At 66.9% G+C, this 8,589-nt stretch carries 2 protein-coding genes; both read left to right on the forward strand.

What is annotated here, in order from left to right; translation table 11 throughout:
- Positions 1 to 406 (forward strand): hypothetical protein (locus MELE44368_RS27610; RefSeq protein WP_457920267.1); only part of this gene is annotated, 406 nt, incomplete at its 5' end.
- Positions 393 to 8,589: non-ribosomal peptide synthetase (locus tag MELE44368_RS22605; protein WP_457920268.1), on the forward strand; the 8,197-nt coding region annotated here is incomplete at its 3' end. The genes MELE44368_RS27610 and MELE44368_RS22605, both read left to right, overlap by 14 nt.

Below are 8,589 nucleotides of genomic sequence, written 5' to 3' on the forward strand. Positions count from 1 at the left end.
CATCGACCTGCAAAGCCCCGACCCACCAATCGGATTCAACTACCTCGGCCGCCAAGGTGCGACGACGGCCGACGCATCCGGTGACCTGTGGCAGATCTGCTGGGACGGCTTGGCCACCGTCAGCCCGAGCGTGAAGCCGCCGATACCGTTGACGCACACACTGGAGCTCAACGCAGGCACCGTCGACACCGACTCCGGCCCCTGCCTGTGCGCGATCTGGACATGGGCGCCGTCGGTACTGAACGAGGCGCAGGTCAACCGGCTCAGCCAACTCTGGTTCGACGCTCTCACCGGCATCTGCACCCACGTCCGCTGCGGCGGCGGCGGACTGACCCCCTCCGACATCGCGATCGGCCTCACCCAACAACAGCTCGACGAACTCCAACGGCAATATGCGGATAGCTGACGTATTGCCGTTGACCCCGCTGCAGCAGGGGTTGTTGTTTCATGCCAACACCGCCCACGGTGTGAGCGATGACGTATACGCGGTGCAACTCGACATCACGTTGACCGGCCCTCTCGACGAGCAGCGGCTCGCCGAGGCGGTGCAGGCGGTAGCTGCCCGCCATCCCCAACTGGCGGCCCGGTTCTCCGACAAATTCGATGCACCGGTGCAGATTCTGCCCGCCGACCCCGCAGTGCCCTGGCGCTATCTCGACCTGGTCAGCTCAGGCGGAGATATCGACCAGCAGATCACGCAGCTGTGCGCAGCCGAACGCGTCGCGGTGTGCGACTTGGCTTTTCAGCCTCCGCTTCGGGCTGCCCTGATTCGCAGCGGCATCGACGAACATCGGTTCATCCTCACCAACCACCACATAATCCTCGACGGCTGGTCGCTACCGGTCCTGCTGGGCGAGTTGTTCGCCAGCTATCACCGGCAGTGGCTGCCCGCGGCGGTGCCATACCGCAGGTTCATCAGCTGGCTGGCCGATCGCGACCTCGACACCGCACGCACCGCCTGGAGCGAGGTGCTGTCCGGCTTCGACACACCCACCCTCATCGGCCCGCCGGATCGGCTCGGCCCGGAACACCGAGACGTCAAGGTGTTCCAAATCTCCGAGGACCTCACCCGCGCAGTCGGCGAGCTGGCCCGCTCCCATCACACCACCGTCAGCACCACCCTGCAGGCCGGGTTCGCCCAACTGCTGATGTCAATGACCGGTCGGCAGGACATCGCCTTCGGCACAACGGTGTCCGGGCGTCCGGCCGAACTTCCCGGTGCTGAGTCGATGGTCGGCCTGCTGATCAACACCGTGCCGGTGCGAGCAAGCGTCACCGCCGCCACCACCACGGTCGAACTGCTCAACCAACTACAGAACACTCATAACCACACCCTCGACCATCAACACCTGGCGCTCAGCGAGATACACCGCATCACCGGACACGACCAGCTGTTCGACACCTTCTTCGTCTACGAGAACTACCCGGTGGACCCGGCCGCGCTGTCGGGCGCCGACGGGCTGGCAATCGCCGACCTCAACCATCGCGAGTACAACCACTATCCGCTTGCGGTGCAGGCAATCCCGAGCGACGGTTTGACGTTGCGGGTTGAGTTCGAAGCCGACGTGTTCGATGAAGCCGATATCGACGCGCTGATCGACCGGTATCAGCGGGTCCTGGTGGCCATGACCACCAGCCCCAACCAACCGCTACCGGCAACCAACCTGCTCAGCACCGACGAGCGGGCGCGGCTCGACGCCTGGAGCAACCGGGTGACCATCGCCGAGCCGGTATCGACATTCCAGTCGATCCCGGAAGTCTTTGCGATGCAGGCGAAACGCACCCCTGAAGCGATCGCGTTGAGCTTCCAGGGTCAAACGATGACCTATCGTGAGCTCGACGAGGCGTCCAATCAGCTGGCGCACCTGCTGTCCGGGCGAGGGGTGGGCCCCGGGGACCGGGTGGCGCTGCTGTTCTCGCGTTCCGCACAGGCGATCGTGACGATCCTCGCGGTGTTGAAGACCGGGGCGGCCTATGTACCGGTTGATCCGGCGGTACCGCCCGCCCGGATGAACTTCATGCTCGACGACGCCACTCCGAGCGCCGCCGTCACCACCGCGGACCTGGCCGACCGGCTGGATGAACGCGATCTGGCCGTCATCGTCGTCGATACCACCGATATCGGCAGCCAACCACGCACCGCACTGCCTTCGCCGGCTCCGGACGACATCGCCTACCTGATCTACACGTCCGGCACCACCGGCACCCCCAAGGGGGTGGCGATCGCTCACCAGAACGTCATCCAGCTGCTCGGGGCCATGGACGACAGCATGGAACTGGCGGGACAGGTCTGGTCACAGTGGCATTCGCTGGCCTTCGACGTGTCGGTGTGCGAGATGTGGGGCGCGCTCTTGTACGGCGGGCGGCTGGTCGTGGTGCCGGAATCGGTGGCGCGTTCACCGGAGGAGTTCCACGCGCTGTTGGCCGCGGAAGGCGTCACCGTCTTGAGCCAGACTCCCTCGGCGTTCTACGCGCTGCAAACCGCCGACGCGTTGCAGCCCGAACTGGGGCGTCAGCTCAAGCTGACCGATGTGATATTCGCCGGGGAAGCCCTTGAGCCGCAACGTCTCCTCACGTGGCTCGACGCCCACCCCGGTCAGCCCCGCCTGCTGAACCTGTACGGCACCACCGAAACGACGGTGCACGCCTCGTTCCGCGAGATCCTTGCCACCGACACCGACAACGATGTCAGCCCGGTCGGCGGTCCGCTGGCGCATCTGGCGTTCTTCGTGCTGGACGCGTGGCTGCGACCCGTGCCGCCCGGCGTCATCGGGGATCTCTATGTGGCAGGTACGGGTACGGGTATCGGGTACTGGCGTCGCGCCGGGCTGACGTCGTCGCGGTTCGTGGCGTGTCCCTACGGGGCGCCGGGCGAACGCATGTATCGGACAGGGGATCTGGTCTGGTGGGGCCGCGACGGACAGTTGCGCTATGTGGGTCGCGCCGACGAACAGGTCAAGATCCGCGGCTTCCGCATCGAACTGGGTGAAGTCCGCGCGGCGTTGGCCGAGCTGGACGGCGTCGACCAGGCGGTCGTGATCGCCCGCGAAGACAAGCCCGGCGACAAGCGCCTGGTCGGGTATGTCACCGCCGCCTCAGCCGCCTTCGATCCCGCGAAGGCGCGCGCGGCGCTGGCCGAACGCCTACCCGAGTACATGGTCCCGGCGGCGATCCTGGTGATCGACGCACTGCCCTTGACGGTCAACGGAAAGCTGGACCGCCGGGCCCTGCCGGCGCCGGAGTTCGGAGACACCGAGGGGTACCGCGCCCCGTCCACGCCCACCGAGGAGATCTTGGCGGGCATCTTCGCCAAAGTGCTGGACGTGGAGCGCGTCGGAGCGGATGACTCGTTCTTCGAACTGGGCGGGGATTCCCTGTCGGCGATGCGTTTGGTGGCCGCGGTCAATACCGGCCTGGACACCGGTCTTTCGGTGCGGACGCTGTTCGAGGCGCCCTCGATCGCCCAGCTGGCGGCCCGCATCGGCGGGAACAACGGCCACCTGGAGCCGTTGGTGGCCATGGAGCGGCCCGCCGTGATCCCGTTGTCGTTCTCCCAGAACCGGCTGTGGTTCCTCGACCAGCTGCAGGGGCCGTCACCGACGTACAACATGGCGGTCGGGCTGCGGATGCGCGGACATCTGAACGTGGAGGCGCTGGGTGCGGCGCTGGCCGACGTGGTGGGTCGTCACGAGAGCCTGCGCACCATCTTCCCGGCGCCGGAGGGCATACCGCAACAAGTGGTGGTGCCTGCCGGGCAGGCTGACTTCGGTTGGGAAGTCGTCGATGCCACCAACTGGTCAGAAGCGCAGCTGGACGACGCCATCAACGCTGTCGTGCGGCACCCGTTCGACCTGGCGGCAGAAATACCGCTGCAGGCGAAGCTTTTCCGGGTCGGACCCGACGAACATGTGGTGGTGTGCGTGGCGCACCACATCGTCGCCGATGGCTTGTCGATGGGCCCGATGGTGAATGACCTCGGTGTGGCCTATGTGTGCCGCTGCGCGGGACTGGACCCGGTCTGGGACCAGCTACCGGTCCAGTACGTCGATTTCACGTTGTGGCAGCGTGCGCAGTTCGGCGATCTGAACGACGAGAACAGTCTGATCGCATCACAGCTGGCCTACTGGGAGAACGTGCTGGCCGGCATGCCCGAGCGGCTGCAGTTGCCCACGGACCGGCCATACCCACCGGTGGCTGATCAACGCGGCGCCAGCATCTCGACGCTGTGGCCTGTCGAACTGCAACAGCGAATCGCGCAGGTGGCTCGCGAGCACAACGCCACCAGCTTCATGGTGGTGCAGGCCGCCTTGGCGGTGCTGTTGGGCAAGCTCAGCGCGAGTTCTGATGTGGCGGTGGGCTTTCCGATCGGTGGGCGGCGTGATCCCGCGCTCGACGACCTGGTGGGCTTCTTCGTCAACACGTTGGTGTTGCGGGTCGACGTCAGCGGTGATCCGACCGTTGCCGAACTGCTGGCGCAGGTGCGCTCGCGCAGCCTCGCCGCCTACGAGAATCAGGACGTACCGTTCGAGGTCGTCGTCGACCGGCTGAACCCGACCCGGTCGCTGACCCATCACCCGCTGGTCCAGGTGATGCTGTCCTGGCGCAATCTTCCCGGGGAGGCCAGCGACGAGATTGCCTTGGCCCTAGGGGATCTGCAGATCAGCCAGATTCCGGTCGACACGCACACCGCCAGAGTGGACTTGGCCTTCGCGATGAGCGAAAGCTGGACACGGGCCGGCGAGCCCACCGGCATCGGTGTGCTGGCCGAATTCCGCACCGACGTGTTCGACGAGTCCAGCATCGAGCTGATGATGGACCGGTTGCGTCGCGTGCTGGTGGCGATGACCGCTGATCCGACGCGCCGACTGTCGTCGCTGGACGTGCTAGAGGAGGCCGAGCACGCCCGGCTGGACGAGATCGGCAATCGCGCCCTGCTGTCTCGTCCCCTGCCGGCCGAGGTGTCGGTCCCCGAGCTGTTCACCGCGCAGGTCGCCAGGGCTCCCGAGGCGGTGGCCGTGCGATTCGGTGATCAGACGTTGACCTACAAGCAACTCGATGACGCAGCAAACCAGCTGGCGCACTTGCTCTCTGAGCGAGGCGTCGGTCCCGGCTCGTGTGCCGCATTGCTGCTGACGCGCTCGGCCCAAGCCGTCGTCGCGATGCTGGCGGTGCTGAAGACAGGGGCGGCTTATCTGGCGATCGACCCGACGTTGCCTGCCGCGCGTATGGAGTTCATGCTGACCGACGCCGCGCCGGTTGCCGTCATCACGACCGCCGACCTGCGGGCCCGGCTGGACGGACACGACATCGCCGTCATAGACGTCAACGACCCGGCCGTCGAAGCCCAGCCCAGCACCCCGCTGCCGGCCCCTGCCCCGGACGACATCGCCTACCTGATCTACACCTCGGGCACAACCGGAACCCCCAAAGGAGTGGCGATCAGCCACGCCAACCTGGCGCACCTGGCCGATTCCACGCCGACCGACCTGCCGGCCCAGCAGGTGTGGACCCAGTGCCACTCATACGCGTTCGACTTCTCCGTGTGGGAGATCTGGGCCGCGCTGCTGGGCGGTGCACGACTGGTCGTGGTGCCCGAGGCGGTGGTCGCCTCACCCGACGACTTCCATGCCCTGCTGGTCGCCGAACAGGTCAACGTGCTCACCCAGACGCCCTCGGCGGTGGCGGCGCTCTCCCCGAACGGCCTGGAGTCGACGGCGGTGTTGCTTGGCGGCGAGGCCTGCACGGCCGAAGTGGTCGATCAATGGGCACCCGGCCGCGTAGCGATCAACGCATACGGGCCCACCGAGGCCACCGTCTATGCGTCGCTGAGCAGTCCGCTGGCCGCGGGCACGGGTGCCGCGCCGATCGGTGCGCCGCCGCCGACCGTGGCGCTGTTCGTCCTCGACCAGCAGCTGCGACAGGTACCCGTCGGCGTCATCGGCGAGCTGTACGTCGCGGGCCGCGGCGTGGGCGTCGGATACCTTGGCCGGTCGGGTTTGACGGCGTCGCGGTTTGTGGCGTGCCCGTTCGCGGGAGCCGCCACCACCGGCGCGCGCATGTACCGGACCGGGGACTTGGTGCGCTGGCGCTCCGACGGCCAACTGCAGTATCTCGGGCGCGCCGACGAACAGGTCAAGATCCGCGGCTATCGCATCGAGCCCGACGAGGTGCAGGCCGCCCTCGCCGAGTTGGACGGTGTGGAGCAGGCGGTGGTGATCGCCCGGGAGGACAGCCCGGGAGACAAGCGACTGGTGGGGTATATCACCGGAACAGCCGACCCGGCCAAGGCCCGCGTCGCGCTGGCGGAGCGGCTGCCTCCGTACATGGTGCCTGCCGCGGTGGTGGCGTTGGCCGAGTTCCCGTTGACGGTCAACGGCAAGCTCGACAGAAGGGCCCTACCGACACCGGAATACACCGCCGGCGAGTACCGGGCCCCGACCACGCCGACCGAGGAGATCCTGGCCGGCATCTATGCCGACGTGCTCGGGCTCGACCGCGTCGGTGTGGACGAGTCGTTCTTCGAGCTGGGCGGCGATTCCCTGTTGGCCATGCGCCTGGTGGCCGCGGTCAATGCCAGCTTCGACGCCGGGGTCTCGGTGCGGACGTTGTTCGAAGCGCCCACGGTCGGGCAGTTCGCGCCGCGAATCCGCAAGGGCGAGGGCCGGGTGGAGCCGCTGGCGGCCACCGAACGACCGGCAGAGGTGCCGTTGTCGTTCGCCCAGAACCGATTGTGGTTCATCGAGCAGCTTCAGGGCCCGTCGGCGACCTACAACATCGCGGTGGCGCTGAGCCTGCACGGCATCTTGGATGTCGACGCGTTGGGCGCGGCCCTGACCGACGTGGTCGGCAGGCACGAGACCTTGCGCACCATGTTCGTCGCGCCCGACGGCATCCCGCGGCAGCTCGTGGTGCAGCCGGCGGACATCGATTTCGGCTGGAAAGTCATCGATGCCGCCGACTGGTCCGACCATCAGCGCAAGGAGGCGTTCGACGACGTCGCGCAGAGACCGTTCGACCTCGCCACCGAGATTCCCTTACGGGCAAAGCTTTTCCGCATCGATCACGATGATCATGTGCTCGTCTCGGTGGTGCACCACATCGCCGCCGATGGCCTGTCGATCGAACCGCTCGTCCGTGACCTCGGTGTCGCATACACCGGCAGATCTGAAGGCCACAGCCCGGATTGGGCCGAATTACCGGTGCAGTACGTCGATTACACGCTGTGGCAGCGCGCACAGTTCGGTGACGTCACCGACAGAGAAAGTCGTATCGCCGCGCAACTGGCCTACTGGGAAGCCGCCTTGGCCGGCATGCCCGAGCATCTGCAGCTGCCCACCGACCGGCCCTATCCGGCGATCGCCGACTACCGGGGCGCCAGCGTGTCGTTCGACTGGCCGGCCGAGCTGCAACAAAAGATCGACCGGCTGGCCCGCGAACACAACGTCACGAGCTTCATGGTCGTTCAGGCCGCGTTGGCGGTGCTGTTGGCCAAACTCAGCGCGAGTTCTGATGTAGCGGTGGGCTTTCCGATCGCAGGGCGGCGTGATCCCGCGCTCGACGACCTGGTCGGCTTCTTCGTCAACACGCTGGTGTTGCGGGTCGACGTCAGCGGGAATCCCACGATTGCCGAACTGCTGGCGCAGGTGCGCTCCCGCAGTCTTGCTGCCTACGAGAATCAGGACGTGCCGTTCGAGGTCGTCGTCGAGCGGCTGAACCCGACCCGGTCGCTGACCCATCATCCACTGGTCCAGGTGATGTTGTCCTGGCGCAACGTGCAGGAGGACGACGGCGATTCGGCAGGTTTGGCACTCGGCGATGTGCAGGTCGCCGAAATACCGCTCGACACAAGGACCGCACGCACCGACCTCTCGTTCGGCTTGGCTGAGCGGCGCAATGCAGAGGGCACGCCCACCGGAATCGTCGGCGAGGTGGAGTTCCGCACCGACGTGTTCGACGCGGCGAGCATCGAGACGCTGATCCAGCGGCTGCAGAAGGTGTTGGTGGCGATGGCCGCCGATCCCGCGCGGGGGTTGTCGTCGGTGGATGTGTGCGATGAGGCCGAGCGGGCTCGGTTGTCACAGTGGGGTAATCGGGCGGGGTTGGCTGAGCCGGTGTCGGCGGCGTCGATCCCGGAGATGTTCGCTGCGCAGGCCGCTCGTGTTCCGGACGCGGTGGCGATCAGCTACGGGCAGCGGTCGTGGACGTATCGCGAGGTGGACGAGGCGTCGAATCGGTTGGCGCATCTGTTGATCGGCCGGGGTGTGGGTGCCGGTGATCGGGTGGGGGTGTTGTTGCCGCGTACGGGCGAGGCGGTGATGGGGATCCTCGCAGTGGTCAAGACCGGCGCGGCTTATGTGCCGATCGATCCGTCGGTGCCCGCGGCGCGACGGGATTTCGTCCTCTCCGATGCGGCTCCGGTCGCGGTGATCACCACAGCGGCGTTGGCCGAGCAGCTCGACGGTGAGGGGCTCTTGGTCGTCGACATCGGCGCCGTCGAGGACCCGGCTCTGCCGGTGACGGCGTTGCCGGCAGCGGATGCCGATGATGTGGCGTATGTGATTTACACGTCGGGGACGACGGGTAGGCCGA

Origin of the sequence: Mycolicibacterium elephantis DSM 44368 (genome assembly GCF_004014805.1) — a bacterium.
Classification (GTDB): domain Bacteria; phylum Actinomycetota; class Actinomycetes; order Mycobacteriales; family Mycobacteriaceae; genus Mycobacterium; species Mycobacterium elephantis.